12 protein-coding genes are annotated in these 13857 nt (G+C 75.0%); 6 read left to right on the top strand and 6 right to left on the bottom strand.

Features of this window, described 5'->3' with window-relative positions; genetic code table 11:
• The first annotated feature begins 1 nt into the window (after position 1).
• Both ACI8AC_RS03535 and ACI8AC_RS03530 read left to right on the top strand, forming a co-directional pair.
• On the top strand, positions 2-1714 hold the full coding sequence (locus ACI8AC_RS03535; protein WP_456895242.1) for a glycerol-3-phosphate dehydrogenase/oxidase: 1713 nt from the start codon (positions 2-4) through the stop codon (positions 1712-1714).
• 204 nt (positions 1715-1918) lie between these two features.
• Positions 1919-2470: an AMIN-like domain-containing (lipo)protein gene (locus tag ACI8AC_RS03530; RefSeq protein WP_456895240.1), complete on the top strand. Its 552-nt coding sequence runs from the start codon at positions 1919-1921 to the stop codon at positions 2468-2470.
• 21 nt (positions 2471-2491) lie between these two features.
• Here the strand turns inward: ACI8AC_RS03530 and ACI8AC_RS03525 are convergent, their stop codons facing one another.
• Positions 2492-2809: a hypothetical protein gene (locus ACI8AC_RS03525; RefSeq protein ID WP_456895238.1), complete on the bottom strand. Its 318-nt coding sequence runs from the start codon at positions 2807-2809 to the stop codon at positions 2492-2494.
• On the bottom strand, positions 2806-3693 hold the full coding sequence (gene mca / locus ACI8AC_RS03520; protein ID WP_456895236.1) for a mycothiol conjugate amidase Mca: 888 nt from the start codon (positions 3691-3693) through the stop codon (positions 2806-2808). Before mca ends, ACI8AC_RS03525 begins: the two co-directional genes overlap by 4 nt.
• A gap of 215 nt (positions 3694-3908) precedes the next feature.
• Here mca and greA point away from each other — a divergent pair, with 215 nt between their 5' ends.
• Positions 3909-4412: a transcription elongation factor GreA gene (gene greA / locus ACI8AC_RS03515; RefSeq protein WP_456895234.1), complete on the top strand. Its 504-nt coding sequence runs from the start codon at positions 3909-3911 to the stop codon at positions 4410-4412.
• A 28-nt stretch (positions 4413-4440) separates the two neighbouring features.
• On the top strand, positions 4441-4770 hold the full coding sequence (locus ACI8AC_RS03510; RefSeq protein WP_456895232.1) for an RNHCP domain-containing protein: 330 nt from the start codon (positions 4441-4443) through the stop codon (positions 4768-4770).
• Positions 4771-4895: 125 nt separating this feature from the next.
• Here ACI8AC_RS03510 and ACI8AC_RS03505 read toward each other — a convergent pair whose 3' ends face one another.
• The 4 genes from ACI8AC_RS03505 to ilvA all read right to left on the bottom strand — a co-directional run bounded on the left by ACI8AC_RS03505 (position 4896) and on the right by ilvA (position 10262).
• Positions 4896-6956, bottom strand: coding sequence for a M3 family metallopeptidase (locus ACI8AC_RS03505; RefSeq protein ID WP_456895230.1), 2061 nt, complete (start codon positions 6954-6956; stop codon positions 4896-4898).
• 91 nt (positions 6957-7047) lie between these two features.
• Positions 7048-7857: an ABC transporter permease gene (locus tag ACI8AC_RS03500; protein ID WP_456895228.1), complete on the bottom strand. Its 810-nt coding sequence runs from the start codon at positions 7855-7857 to the stop codon at positions 7048-7050.
• Positions 7854-8855: an ATP-binding cassette domain-containing protein gene (locus ACI8AC_RS03495; RefSeq protein ID WP_456895225.1), complete on the bottom strand. Its 1002-nt coding sequence runs from the start codon at positions 8853-8855 to the stop codon at positions 7854-7856. The genes ACI8AC_RS03500 and ACI8AC_RS03495 overlap by 4 nt, the downstream gene beginning before the upstream one ends.
• 183 nt (positions 8856-9038) lie before the next feature.
• Complete coding sequence (ilvA, locus tag ACI8AC_RS03490; RefSeq protein WP_456895223.1) at positions 9039-10262, bottom strand: threonine ammonia-lyase; 1224 nt, start codon at positions 10260-10262, stop codon at positions 9039-9041.
• Between the two features lie 70 nt (positions 10263-10332).
• On the opposite strand from ilvA, the gene ACI8AC_RS03485 reads away from it, so the two are divergent.
• Complete coding sequence (locus ACI8AC_RS03485; RefSeq protein ID WP_456895221.1) at positions 10333-11799, top strand: sigma 54-interacting transcriptional regulator; 1467 nt, start codon at positions 10333-10335, stop codon at positions 11797-11799.
• Positions 11800-11804: 5 nt separating this feature from the next.
• Positions 11805-13796, top strand: a complete 1992-nt coding sequence (locus ACI8AC_RS03480; protein ID WP_456895219.1) for a VWA domain-containing protein — start codon at positions 11805-11807, stop codon at positions 13794-13796.
• Positions 13797-13857: the final 61 nt, after the last annotated feature.

Genomic DNA, 13857 nt, shown 5'->3' with positions numbered 1-13857 from the left:
CGTGAACGCAGCAGACCTGTCCGACGCCGCCCGCAGCGAGGCGCTGCGCCGCATGTCCGAGGAGGGCGAGCTGGACGTCCTGGTGGTCGGTGGCGGGGTGGTCGGGTCCGGCTGCGCCCTCGACGCCGCCACCCGCGGGCTGCGGGTCGGCATCGTCGAGGCCCGCGACTGGGCCAGCGGCACCTCCAGCCGCTCCAGCAAGCTGGTGCACGGCGGCCTGCGCTACCTCGAGATGCTCGACTTCGGGCTGGTGTTCGAGGCCCTGCGGGAGCGCGGCCTGCTGCTCGAGCGGCTGGCCGCGCACCTGGTCCGGCCGGTCACCTTCCTGTACCCGCTGCAGCACCGGATCTGGGAGCGGCCCTACGTGGGGGCCGGCATCGCGCTCTACGACGGGATGGCCTCGGCGTCGGGACGGCGGGCCGGCCTGCCGCGGCACCGCCACCTGACCCGGCGGGGCGCCCGCAAGCTGGCCCCGGCCCTCCGGCCCGACGCGCTGGTCGGGGCGATTCGCTACTCGGACGCCCAGATCGACGACGCCCGGCACACCATGGAGATCGTGCGGACGGCCGCCGCCTACGGCGCCCTGGCCGCCAACCGGGCGCGGGTGACCTCGTTCCTCAAGGAGGGCGAGCGCGTGGTGGGCGCGACGGTGACCGACGCCGACACCGGCCGCGAGCTGGAGGTCCGCGCGCGCCAGGTCATCAACGCCACCGGGGTCTGGACCGACGACACCCAGGCCATGGTGGGCGAGCGGGGGCAGATCCGGGTGCGGGCCAGCAAGGGCGTGCACCTCGTCGTCCCCCGCGACCGCGTCCACTCCTCCACCGGGCTCATCCTGCGCACCGACAAGAGCGTGCTGTTCGTCATCCCGTGGGGCCGGCACTGGATCGTGGGCACCACCGACACCCCGTGGGATCTGGACAAGGCGCACCCCGCGGCGACCGCGGCCGACATCGACTACGTGCTCACCGAGGTCAACCGGGTGCTCGCCGTCCCGCTGACGCGGGAGGACGTCGAGGGCGTGTACGCCGGGCTGCGGCCGCTGCTGTACGGGGAGTCGGACAGCACGTCGATGCTGTCCCGCGAGCACACCGTCGCGCACGCGGCCCCGGGGCTGGTCGTGGTCGCCGGCGGCAAGTACACGACCTACCGGGTCATGGCCGCGGACGCCGTCGACGAGGCGGTGCACGGGCTCGACCGGAACGTCGGGCCCTCGGTCACCGAGAACGTGCCCCTGCTCGGCGCGGTCGGGTGGCCGGCGCCGTGGAACCAGCGGCAGGCCCTCGCCCAGCGCTCGGGTGTGCACGTGGCCCGCGTCGAGCACCTGCTGCGCCGGTACGGGGCGCTGACCGGAGAGGTGCTGGCCCTCGTGGAGGCCGACCCGGAGCTCGCCCGGCCGCTGCCGGAGGCCGACGACTACCTGGGGGCCGAGGCCGTCTACGCCGCCCGCGCCGAGGGCGCCCGCCACCTCGACGACTTCCTCACCCGCCGGAGCCGCATCTCGATCGAGAGCTGGGACCGCGGCCTGGCGGCGGCACCGGTGGTGGCCGAGCTGATGGGCGACGTGCTGGGCTGGTCCCCGGAGCGGCGGGAACGGGAGGTGCGGCACTACCGGGAGCGGGTGGCCGCCGAGCGGGCCTCGCAGGCACTGCCCGACGACGAGTCCGCCGATGCCGCCCGGCTCGCCGCGAAGGAGATCACCCTCACCGCGTGACCGCGGGCGCGAGCGGCTCATGACCTGCAGCACAGGTGCCGTGACGAATCGAGCAGGCGCGCCGGGGCGATGTCGACTTGTGCTCCTCCGATGCTCCGAGCTTTGGCGAGTGGGCGCAAGGGAAGCGCTGGTGATCGCTCGGCGCGTCGGCGGATCCTGACGAACGCCGCACCGACGCGGTCCGACGTCACGAAGGGATCTGCCATGACCCGCACCCGCACCCTCGTCGCCCTCGCCTCGGCCCTGACCGCGCTGGGGGTGGCCGCTCCCGCCGTCGCGAACGCCGGGACCGGCTGCTCGGTCGACTGGGGGTCGCTGCCCGAGCAGGTGGCGACGCACACCTCCGCACCGGTCACCGGCCTGCGCAGCGGTGAGCACGCGTGCTTCGACCGGCTGGTGGTCGACCTCGGCGCCGGCACCGGGGACGTCGGCTACCGCATCGGCTATGTCGACCGCGTGGTCCAGGACGGCTCCGGCACGCCCGTCCCGCTGCGCGGGGCAGCCGACCTGCAGGTCGTCGTCCTGGCGCCGGCCCACGACGAGGACGGCGACGCGACCTACGACCCGCGCCGCGACGCCGTGGCGCTCGACGTCACCGGCTACGACACCTTCCGGCAGGTCGCCTGGGCCGGCTCGTTCGAGGGCCAGAGCACGATCGGCCTCGGCGTCCGGGCGCGGCTGCCGTTCCGGGCGTTCGTCCTCGACGGCCCCGGCGACGGGCAGCGCCTCGTCGTCGACGTGGCGCACCGCTGGTAGGACCCGGCGGCGGCCGGCCGGTCAGCCCTGCGGGCGGTCCGGCCGGCCCTCGGGCCGCGGGGGCTCGATGGCCCGCGGCGCACGGCGGAGGGTGTCGAGCAGTTCCTGCCCGGGGCGCTGCTCCACGAGCTCGGCGGGGGTGTCGGGGACGACGACGGCCGGGGCGTCCGGCTCGTCGAAGCTGCGCGGCAGCTTCTTCAGGTGCCGCGACATCGACCGGACCAGCAGGGCCGTGGCGATGAGCAGCACGAGGATGAGCGTCAGCCCCAGCGGGCCGGACTTGCCGACGTCCTCCGGCAGCTGCTCGGTGCCCTGGGCGACGACGTCCAGCACGGTCATCGGACTCCCACCTCACTGCGCACGCCGGCGAACAGGTCGTCCTCCGGGACGGGCGCGTCGACGACCGACCGGGCCAGCTCGTAGTCCTCGGTCGGCCACACCTCCTGCTGGACCTCCAGGGGGCAGGCGAACCACCGGCCCTGGGGGTCGATCTGCGTGGCGTGCGCGATGAGCGCCGCGTCGCGGACGGCGAAGTAGTCCGAGCAGTGCACCTTCGTCGTCACCCGGTGCGACAGGTCGCGGTCGGGGTCCCAGTTCTCCAGCCACTCGGCGTAGGGCGACTCCTTGCCGGAGGCCAGGATCGCCTCGTGCAGCGCTCGTGTGCGGGGAAGGGTGAAGCCCATGTGGTAGTAGAGCTTCAGCGGCTGCCAGGGCTCACCGAGCCGGGGGTAGCGGTCCGGGTCGCCGGCCGCCTCGAACGCGTGCACCGAGACCTCGTGGGTCTTGATGTGGTCGGGGTGCGGGTAGCCGCCGCGCTCGTCGTAGGTGGTGATCACGTGCGGCTTGAACCGGCGGATCAGCTCCACCAGCGGGGCCGCCGCCTCCTCGGTGGGCACGAGCGCGAAACATCCCTCCGGCAGCGGCGGCAGGGGGTCGCCCTCGGGCAGGCCCGAGTCGACGAACCCGAGGAACTCCTGCTCGACGCCGAGGATCTCCCGCGCCCGGGCCATCTCCTCGACCCGGATCTGCGGCAGCCGCTCCCGGACGTCGGGGCGGTCCAGCGCGGGGTTGAGCACCGAACCGCGCTCACCCCCGGTGCAGGTCGCCACCATGACGCGGACGCCCTCCGCGACGTACTTCGCCATCGTCGCGGCGCCCTTGCTCGACTCGTCGTCGGGGTGGGCGTGCACGGCGAGCAGGCGCAACGGGTCTGCTTCGGTCACCGGGACATCATCCCCCGCCCCGGGGACACCGCGCCGCCGTCGGCGGCCACGAACGGGTGGACGTGGCGCGGGTCACGCGCCGATCCGGTACCGTTCCGTCCGCACCGCGGGGCGGAGCGGAACACCGACCCAGCGAGAAGTGTTACGTTGACCGTTCTGAACGAGGCCGTCCCCCACCGTGGGGGGCGGCCACCGACATTTCAGGAGCAACCACCGTGTCCACCCCCACTGACGAGCAGCCCCAGGGCGTCTGGCTGACCCAGGAGGCCCACGACCGGCTGAAGGCCGAGCTCGACCAGCTGGTGGCGGGCCGTCCGGCCATGGCCGCCGAGATCAACGCCCGCCGCGAGGAGGGCGACCTCCGCGAGAACGGCGGCTACCACGCCGCCAAGGACGAGCAGGGCAAGCAGGAAGCCCGCATCCGGCAGCTGGAGGACCTGCTGCGCAAGGCCCGGGTCGGGGACGCCCCGACGACGGCGACGCACGCGGCCACCGGCACCGTCATCACGATCAGGTTCGCCGGCGACGACGAGACCGAGAAGTTCCTGCTGGGCTCGCGCGAGATCGCCGGCACCACGGACCTGCAGGTCTACTCGCCGGAGTCCGCGCTCGGCTCGGCGATCCTGGGTGCCGCGCCCGGGACGACGGTCAGCTACGAGGCGCCCAACGGCAGGCAGATGACCGTCGAGGTCGTGGCGGTCGAGCCGTTCGTCCCCTGACCCGGGCCGGCCCGGCCGGGGTGGCGGCGTGAGCCGCCCGGCCCGCTCCCGGCGGGCGGAGAACACCGCGTTCGTCTGCGTGCACTGCGCGGCCCCGGTGCCGGCCAACACCGACGGGCACTACCGCAACCACTGCCCGGTGTGCCTGTGGTCGCTGCACGTCGACGACCTGCCCGGGGACCGGGCCAGCGACTGCGGCGCCCCGATGGAGCCGGTCGGCCTGGTGGAGAAGTCGGGCAAGGGCTGGCAGGTGGTCCACCGCTGCACCGCGTGCGGCCACCGCCAGCCCAACCGGCTGGTGCGCGAGGGCGCGGCCCCCGACGACCTCGACGAGGTGCTGCGCCTCCCCTGGCTGTGACTCGGGCGGCCTCCTCGGCGGTGAGGAGCGGGGGCCGCAGGCTCCCCGACGAACCGTCTCCCGCCGGGGCTCCGCGCAGGCCGGGACGGCACCTGGCCGCGGTTGGAGGCCGGCAGGCCGACCGATCAGCACAGCCCCCGGCGGCGGAGGAGGGGCGCGGGGTCGGCGTCCCGGCCCCGGACCGCGCGGAAGGCGGCCATCGGGTCCACCGAGCCGCCCACCGACAGCAGCCGCTCCCGGAAGACGTCGCCGTTCTCGCGGCGCAGCCCGCCGTTCTCCCGGAACCACTCGACGGTGTCCGCGTCGAGGACCTCCGACCAGATGTAGGAGTAGTACCCGGCCGCGTACCCGCCGGCGAAGACGTGCTGGAAGTAGGTGGTCCGGTAGCGCGGGGGCACCAGGTCGAGGGCGATCCCGGCCGCCTCCAGGGCGGCCTGCTCGAAGCCCGCCGGGTCGCCGACCTCCGTCTCCGGGGTGATCCGGTGCCAGGCCTGGTCGAGCAGCGTGGCCGCGAGGTACTCGACGGTCGCGAACCCCTCGCCCCACAGCCGGGCGGCGTCGAGCGCGGCCACCGCCGCCTCGGGCAGCGGCTCCCCGGTGTCGACGTGGCGGGCGTAGCCGGTCAGCACCTCCGGCCAGAGCGCCCACATCTCGTTGACCTGGCTGGGGAACTCGACGAAGTCCCGGGGCACGCTGGTGCCGGCGAAGCGCGGGTAGGTGACCGCCGAGCTCAGGCCGTGCAGCGTGTGCCCGAACTCGTGGAACAGCGTGTTCACCTCGTCGAGGGTCAGCAGCGTCGGCTGCCCCTCCCCGCCCGGGGTGACGTTGAGGACGTTGACGACCACCGGCCGGGTGCCCAGCAGCCGGGACTGGCTGACGAACGAGCTCATCCACGCCCCGCCGCGCTTGCCGTCGCGGGCGAGGAAGTCGCCGAGGTAGAGACCGACGGTCCCGCCGTCCGCGTCGGTCACCTCCCACACCCGGACGTCGGGGTGGTAGCCGACCAGGTCCGGGCGCGGGGTGAACCGGTAGCCGTAGAGCAGCTCGGCGGCGCGGAAGACCCCGTCGACCAGCACCCGGTCCAGCTCGAACCACGACCGCAGCGCCGCGGTGTCGACGGCGTAGCGCTCGGCCCGGACCCGCTCGGCGTAGTACGCCCAGTCCCACGGCGCGAGGTCGGTGACCCCGTCGCGCGCGGCGTGCTCGGCGAGCACCCGGGCCTCGGCCCGGGCGTTGGCCACCGCGGCCGGGACCATCGGGCCCAGCATGGCGTCGATCGCGGCCGTGCTGCCCGCGGTCTGGTCGGCCAGCACGAGGTCGGCGTGGGTGGCGAAGCCCAGCAGCCGGGCCCGCTCGGCGCGCAGGCGGGCGATCCGCGCGGCGACCGGCCCGTTGTCGTGCTCACCCGCCGAGGCCCGGCCGACCGAGGCCCGGTGGAGCCGTTCCCGGAGACCCCGGTCGCGCAGCCGGGCGAGCACCGGCTGGCCGGTGGGCAGCACGAGGGTGAGCAGGTACCCGGTCAGCCCGCGGTCGGCGGCCGCCCGCGCGGCGGCGGCGACCGCCTCCTCCCCGAGCCCGTCGAGCTCGGCCGGGTCGGTCACCAGGACGGCGGCGGCCCCGGTGGCCAGCAGCAGGTTCTGGCCGAACGTCGTGGACAGCTCCGACAGCTCCCGGTTCAGCGCCGACAGCCGGGTGCGCCCCTCGTCGTCGAGCCGGGCGCCGGAGAGCACGAAGTCGGTGTGGTACCGCTCGACCAGCCGGACCGACTCCGCGTCGAGGCCCAGGTCGTGGCGGGCGGCGTGCACGGCGTCGACCCGGGCGAACAGCGCGGGGTCCAGCCGCAGGGCGTCGGCGTGCGCCGACTCCAGCGGGGCGAGCTCGCGCTCGACCTCCCGGAGCCGGTCGGTGGCCAGGGAGGAGGCGAGGTTGTGGAACACCGCCGCGGCGCGGCGGTACAGCCGGCCGGAGCGCTCGAGCGCCACGAGGGTGTTCTCGAACGTCGGCGGCTCGGGTGAGCCGGCGATCGCGGCGACCTCGGCGCGCTGCTCGGCCATCCCGGCCAGCAGCGCCTCGCGGCAGTCCTCCACGGTGATCGCCGCGAACGGCGGCAGCTCGAGCGGCAGGGCCGAGGGGCGAGCCAGCGGGTTGTCGGCGGGCAGGGCGGCGGGGGCGAGGTCGGCGCTCATCGCCGTCCATCCTGCGCTGCCCCGCCACCCCGGCCCCGTCCCGGGGCCCGGCCCGGGACGGGGCCGGGCGGACCCGGGACGGGGCCCGCGCTCACCGGGTCGCCGTGCGCTGGTAGAGCCGCACCGACAGCGGCACGAACACCGCGAGGATGACCGCGGCCCAGATCAGCGTGTAGAGCACCGGGTTCTGCAGCGACCAGACGTCGGGCACCGGGGCGCTCGACGGCACGTTGCCGAACAGCTGTCGCGACGCCAGGGCGACCGCCGAGACGGGGTTCCACTCGGCGAACACCCGGAGCACCGACGGGAAGGTCTCCAGCGGGACGAAGGTGTTCGCGATGAACGTCAGCGGGAAGATGACGATGAAGCTGGCGTTCTGGACCACCTCCGGCGTCCGGACCAGCAGCCCGACCACCGCCATCAGCCACGAGATGGCGTAGGCGAAGACCAGCAGCACGAGGAACCCCGCGGCCGCCTCCCCGATCGACGAGTTGATCCGCCAGCCCACCACCAGGCCGGTCAGCGCCATCACCGCGATGGAGATGACGTTGAGCCCCGCGTCGGCGACCGTCCGCCCGATGAGGACGGCCGACCGGGACATCGGCAGCGAGCGGAACCGGTCGATCAGGCCCTTCTGCAGGTCGTCGGCGAGGCTGGCCCCGGTGATCGTGCTCCCGAACACCACCGTCTGCGCGAAGATCCCGGGCAGCAGGAACTCCGCGTAGCTGATGCCCTCGGGCAGCCCGCCGATCGCCCCGCCGAACACGTAGCGGAACAGCACCACGAACATGATCGGCGACAGCGTGGCGAAGACGATCAGGTCGGGCACCCGCTTGACCTTGATGAGGTTGCGCTTGGTGACCGTGGCGCTGTCGGCCAGCGTCTGCGTGAGCGTGGTCATCGGGCAGCACCTCCGGTGACCGCCGGCGTCCGGTCGTGCTCGCCCCCGGCCGGCTCCTCCTCGGCGGCGTGCCCGGTGAGGGTGAGGAAGACGTCGTCGAGGTCGGGCCGGCGCAGGGCCAGGTCGAGCACCTCGACCCCGGTGCCGTCGAGCCGCCGGACCGCCTCGGCGATCACGTCGATGCCGCCGCTCACCGGCAGGCTGAGCCGGCGGGTCGAGTCGTCGAGGTGCGGCTCGTCGGTGCCCAGCGGCCGGAGCCGCTCGGCGGCCGGCACGAGGTCCCCCGCGCTGGCCAGGGTCAGCTCCAGCCGCTGGCCGCCGACCTGGGCCTTGAGCTCGTCGGCGCTGCCGCGGGCGATCACCCGGCCGCGGTCGATGACCACCATGCGGTCGGCCAGGCGGTCGGCCTCCTCCAGGTACTGCGTGGTGAGCAGGACCGTCGTCCCACCGGTGGCCAGGTCGGCGATGAACTCCCACATCGCCAGCCGGCTGCGTGGGTCCAGCCCCGTCGTCGGCTCGTCGAGGAAGACGATGCGCGGCCGGGCGATGAGGGAGGCGGCGATGTCGAGCCGGCGGCGCATGCCGCCGGAGTAGGTCTTCGCCGGCCGGTCCGCCGCGCCGGTGAGGTCGAACCGCTCGAGCAGCTCGCGGGAGCGCACCCGCGCCTCCCGCTTCCCGAGCCGGTAGAGCCGGCCGACCATCTCGAGGTTCTCGAACCCGGTCAGGTACTCGTCCACGGCGGCGTACTGGCCGGTCAGGCCGATCGAGGAACGCACCGCATCCGGGTCGCGGAGGACGTCGACCCCTGCGACCTGCACCCGGCCGGCGTCCGGCCGCAGCAGCGTCGTCAGGATCCGCACCACGGTCGTCTTGCCCGCCCCGTTGGGGCCGAGCAGACCGAGCACCGTCCCCTCGGTCACGGTCAGGTCCACCCCGTCGAGGGCGGTGGTCGCGCCGAAGCGCTTCACCAGGCCCTCGACGACTATCGCGTCGGTCATGACCACCACGCTAGGACCGGGTGCGGACGACTCCCGACCGCTTTTCCACCGCTCCACGCGGTGTTCGCCAACAGCTGACCCACGGTTCTCCCTCACCACGCCCCGGCCGGTGCGGGGCTCCGGCGGTAGGACCGGTGCGGCGCCCGGAACTGAGCGCCGCCCGGCCCCGGCAGGGGTTCTCCCTCAGCCGCGGGTCACCGGCCACCCGGCGCGGTCGAGGACGGCGACGACGTCGTCGGCGTGATCGGGGCCGCGGGTCTCCACGACGACGAGGACCTCGACCTCGCCGAGGTCCAGGCGGGTCGACGTCCGCTCGTGCCCGACCTCCAGGACGTTGGCGCCGACGGCGGCCAGCTCGGCCAGCACCGCCACCAGGGAGCCCGGCCGGTCGGGCACCCGCAACCGCAGCCGCAGGTAGCGGCCGGCCGCCGCCATGCCGTGCTGGACCACCTTGAGCAGCAGCACCGGGTCGACGTTGCCGCCGGAGACCACCGCGACGACCGGCGGCGGGAAGGCGGTGGGGTCGGCCAGCACCGCCGCGACCGCGGCCGCGCCGGCCGGCTCGACGACCAGCTTGGCCCGCTCCAGGCAGAACAGCAGCGCGCGGGAGAGGTCCTCCTCGCTGACGGTGCGCACCTCGTCGACGAGGTCCGCGACGTGCGCGAGGGTCAGCTCACCGGGCGCGCCCACGGCGATGCCGTCGGCCATCGTCGCCATCGACGCCAGCGGCACCGGGCGCCCGGCGGCCAGCGAGGCGGGGAACGCGGCGGCCGCGGCGGCCTGGACGGCGACCACGCGGACGTCGGGACGGCGGCCCTTGACGGCGGCCGCGATGCCGGAGACCAGCCCGCCCCCGCCGGTGCACACCACCACCGTGGCGACGTCCGGGCACTGGTGGAGCAGCTCGATGCCGACCGAGCCCTGGCCGGCGATCACGTCGGGGTGGTCGAAGGGGTGGATGAACACCGCGCCGGTGCGCTCGGCGTGCTCGCCGGCGGCGGCCAGCGCCTCGGTGAGGGTGGCCCCGCCGAGGCGGGCGTCGGCGCCGTAACCGCGGGTCGCCGCCACCTTCGGCAGCGGGGCGGCCTCGGGCATGAAGACGGTGGCCCGGATGCCCAGCATCTGCGCGGCCAGCGCCACCCCCTGCGCGTGGTTGCCCGCGCTCGCCGCGACCACCCCCCGCGCCCGCTCGGCCGGGCCCAGCCGGGAGAGCCGCGTGTACGCGCCGCGGAACTTGAACGACCCGGTGCGCTGCAGGTTCTCGCACTTGAGCCAGACCGGGCCCCCGACCCGCGCGGCCAGGGCCCGCGAGTGCTCCAGCGGGGTCCGCCGGGCGACGTCCTCCAGCAGCGCGGCGGCCACCGCCACGTCGGCGGCGCTGACGAGGGGCACCGGGGCAGCGGCCATGGCCGGATCCTCGCAGGCGGCAGGCGGGGGACGGTGCCCGACGGGCGCCGGGAGTCGTACCGTGGCGGGGGTGACGGACCCCGGCACCACCGCCTCCGCTCCTCCCCCTCCGACCACCCTCGGCGAGCTCCGCGCCGCCGGCGCCGCCTTCCGGCCCGTCAAGGCCGAGATCCGCGCCAACCTGCTGGCCCGCCTCGCCGACGGCGAGCCCACCCTCCCCGGCATCGTCGGCTTCGAGGACACCGTCGTCCCCGAGGTCGAGCGGGCCCTCATCGCCGGCCACGACCTCGTCCTGCTCGGCGAGCGCGGCCAGGGCAAGACCCGGCTGATCCGCACCCTCGTCGGCCTCCTCGACGAGTGGACGCCGGTGCTGGTCGGCAGCGAGCTCAACGAGCACCCCCTGCACCCGATCAGCGTGTGGGCGCACCGGCAGATCGCCGAGCACGGCGACGACACCCCCGTCGGGTGGCTGCACCGCAGCGACCGCTTCGGCGAGAAGCTGGCCACCCCCGACACCTCCGTCGGCGACCTCATCGGGGACGTGGACCCGATCAAGGTCGCCGAGGGCCGCACCCTCGGCGACCCGGAGACCGTCCACTACGGCCTGGTCCCGCGCACCAACCGCGGCATCTTCAGCGTCAACGAGCTGCCGGACCTCGCCGAGCGCATCCAGGTCGCGCTGCTCAACGTGCTCGAGGAGCGCGACATCCAGATCCGCGGCTACCGGGTGCGGCTGCCGCTGGACCTGCTGCTGGTCGCCAGCGCCAACCCCGAGGACTACACCAACCGGGGGCGGATCATCACCCCGCTCAAGGACCGGTTCGGCACCGAGGTGCGCACCCACTACCCCATCGAGCTGGCCGACGAGCTCCGCCTGCTGCACCAGGAGGCCGACGTCAGCTGGCGGGGCCGCGGCGGGGGCGAGGCCGGGACGGACGCACCGATCGTCCCGGAGCACCTGGCCGAGATCGTCGCCCGCTTCACCCGGCTGGTGCGCGAGTCCAGCCACGTCGACCAGCGGTCGGGGGTCAGCGCCCGCTTCGCCATCGCCGCCCTGGAGACCGTGGCGGCCTCCGCCGTCCGCCGGGCCGCGGTGGCCGGGGAGACCCGGCCGGTGGCACGCGTGGTCGACCTGGCCGGGATCGTGCCCGCCAGCCGCGGCAAGGTCGAGTTCGCCGACGCCGGCAGCGACCCGGACGACGAACGGGAGCTGGAGGTCCTCGACCACCTGCTGCGCCAGGCGACCGCGCAGACCTTCCGCGCCCGCTGCGCCGGGCTGGACCTCACCGGGCTGCAGGAGCACTTCACCGGCGGCGAGACGGTGGAGTCCGGCGACCTGGTGCCGGCCGCGGCGCTGCTGGGCCAGCTGGGCACCGTCCCGCGGCTGGCCGAGCTGCTCGGCCGGCTCGGCGTCCCCGAGAGCGAGCAGTCGGCCGAGCAGGCCGCCGCCGCGGTGGAGTTCGCCCTCGAGGGCCTCTACCTGACCAGGCGGCTGGCCAAGGACACCGACGGCGGCCGCACGGTGTACGGGGCCTGACCGTGGTGAGGCGGCCCGGGAAGGGCTACCGGTACGGACGCTGGCGGGGCGGGCCCGACCCGCTGGCCCCGCCCTACGACCTGGGCGAGGCCGTCGACGAGATCGGTGACTCGGTGCTGGCCGGCAGCGGCGTGCGGGAGGCGCTGCGCGAGCTGCTCCGGCGCGGCATGGACGGCCGGCGCGGCCTGGACGAGCTGCGCCGCTCGGTGCGCGAGCGGCTGCGGCAGGCGCGCAGCGCCGGGCGCATGGACGGCACGCTCGAGGAGGTCCGGGAGCTGCTGGACCGGGCGGTGGAGGCCGAGCGGCGCGAGCTGTTCCCCGACCCGGACGACGCCGCCCGCCTGGCCGAGGCCGAGCTCGACGCCCTGCCCGACGACACCGCCGGAGCGGTCCGCGCGCTCAAGGAGTACCCGTGGCGGTCCGACGAGGCCCGCCAGGCCTACGACCGGATCCAGGACCTGCTCCGCCGGGAGGTGCTCGACAGCTCCTTCCAGGGCATGAAGCAGGCGCTGCAGGCCATGCAGGACGGCGACTCCGCCGCGATGCAGCAGGTGAAGGACATGGTCGCCGACCTCTCGGCGCTGCTCGACGCGCACAACCGCGGCGAGGACACCGACCAGCAGTTCGCCGACTTCATGGACAAGCACGGCCAGTTCTTCCCCGACGACCCGCAGTCGGTCGACGAGCTGATCGACTCCCTGGCCCGCCGGGCGGCCGCGCAGGAGCGGATGATGGCCGGCCTCTCCCCCGAGCAGCGGGCCGAGCTGGCCGACCTCATGGCGCAGACCATGCAGGACATGGGGCTGGCCAGCGAGATGGCCCACCTGCAGGACGCCCTGCGCCAGGCCCGCCCCGACCTGCCCTGGGGTCAGCGCGGGCAGGTGCCCGACGGCGAGCAGGGCCTCGGCCTGGGCGACGCGACCAGCGCGGTCGCCGAGCTGGCCGACCTGGAGGCGCTGTCCAACCAGCTCTCCCAGGGCTACGCCGGCGCCTCGCTGGCCGACGTCGACGAGGAGCTGCTGGAGCGGGCGCTGGGCCGCCCGGCCGTCGACGACCTCGCGGCGCTGCGGCAGATGGAGCGCGAGCTGGAGCGGCAGGGCTACCTCAACCGCACCGACGGCCGGCTCGAGCTCTCCCCCAAGGCGGTGCGCCGGCTCGGGGCGACGGCGCTGCGCCGGGTGTTCGCCGAGCTCGACGCCACCGGCCGCGGCGAGCACGACGTCGCCGACGCCGGCGCCGCCGGGGAGCTGACCGGTGCCTCGCGGGAGTGGCACTTCGGCGACGAGCAGCCGCTGGACGTCGTCCGCACGGTGCGCAACGCCGTGCTGCGCACCGCCGGTGACCCCCGGTCGGACGCCGACCGCGGCGTCCGCATCGCCGTCGAGGACTTCGAGGTCGTGGAGACCGAGCGGCGCACCGGCGCCGCCGTGGCCCTGCTCGTCGACCTCTCCTACTCGATGGCGCTGCGCGGCACGTGGGGCGCGGCCAAGTCCACGGCGATGGCCCTGCACTCGCTGGTGACGACCCGTTTCCCGCAGGACGCCATCCAGATCATCGGCTTCTCCTCGACCGCCCAGGTGCTGCGCCCGGAGACGCTCGCCGAGCTGAGCGTGGACACGCTGCAGGGCACCAACCTGCAGCACGGGCTGATCCTGGCCCGGCGGTTCCTGGCCCGGCACCGGGACGCCGAGCCGGTGGTCCTGGTGGTCACCGACGGCGAGCCGACCGCGCACCTCGAGGACGACGGGACGCCGTTCTTCTGCTGGCCGCCGATGCCGGAGACCATCGCCCGCACCGTCGCGGAGGTGGAGCGGGTCGCCCGGTCGGGGGCGACCATGAACGTCTTCGCGCTCGACCCGGAGCCGGGGCTGGTGCACTTCGTCCACGACATCACCCAGCGGGCCGGCGGCCGGGTGTTCACCCCCGACAGCAACCGGCTCGGCGAGTACGTCGTCGCGGACTACCTGCGCACGCGGCGCGGACGGCGCGCCCGCTGAACACGTCGAGATCGCGCGATCTCGCACGCCCGCCGCTCCGGGGGCGGCGAGATCGCGCGCT

It is taken from the genome of Geodermatophilus sp. SYSU D00758, assembly GCF_054049955.1.
This window is presented reverse-complemented; position numbering and strand designations above follow the sequence as displayed.

Excerpts from the sequence above, each read along its gene's own strand:
- ACI8AC_RS03530 (WP_456895240.1), top strand. The coding sequence starts at position 1,919 with ATGACCCGCACCCGCACCCTCGTCGCCCTCGCCTCGGCCCTGACCGCG.
- ACI8AC_RS03525 (WP_456895238.1), bottom strand. The coding sequence starts at position 2,809 with ATGACCGTGCTGGACGTCGTCGCCCAGGGCACCGAGCAGCTGCCGGAG.
- ACI8AC_RS03505 (WP_456895230.1), bottom strand. The coding sequence starts at position 6,956 with ATGAGCGCCGACCTCGCCCCCGCCGCCCTGCCCGCCGACAACCCGCTG.
- ACI8AC_RS03500 (WP_456895228.1), bottom strand. The coding sequence starts at position 7,857 with ATGACCACGCTCACGCAGACGCTGGCCGACAGCGCCACGGTCACCAAG.
- ACI8AC_RS03495 (WP_456895225.1), bottom strand. The coding sequence starts at position 8,855 with ATGACCGACGCGATAGTCGTCGAGGGCCTGGTGAAGCGCTTCGGCGCG.
- ilvA (WP_456895223.1), bottom strand. The coding sequence starts at position 10,262 with ATGGCCGCTGCCCCGGTGCCCCTCGTCAGCGCCGCCGACGTGGCGGTG.